1 protein-coding gene is annotated in these 278 nt (G+C 58.6%); it reads left to right on the top strand.

All coding sequences use genetic code 11. The annotated features are described in order from the left end of the window. Positions 1-278, top strand: a 278-nt coding sequence (locus tag ACZ3HH_RS29750; protein WP_465810128.1) for a hypothetical protein, incomplete at both ends; no start/stop codon positions are given.

Below are 278 nucleotides of genomic sequence, written 5' to 3'. Positions count from 1 at the left end.
CTTCAAGTTCCTGCCGGTCCCGTATGACAGCAAGTTCGAGGACTATTATCTGCCGTCAGCACTCGATGCGGCCGATTACCCAAATCTGATCAAGCAGGGCGATCATGTCGCCACGATCGCCGTGCCGACCGCCCTCGTCGCGTTCAATTGGGCGGCCAACACCAACCGCTTCGAGCGCGTTGCCCGTTTCGTCGATCATCTGTTCTCGCGGATCGACAAGCTGCAGGGACCCGGCTTCGATCCGAAATGGAAATCGATCAATCTCGGAGCGACCGTGC

The organism is Pseudomonas sp. PME37.24/025 (assembly GCF_055556615.1).
The sequence above is the reverse complement of the archived record's forward strand: the minus strand, read 5'-3'. Positions and strand labels throughout refer to the sequence as shown.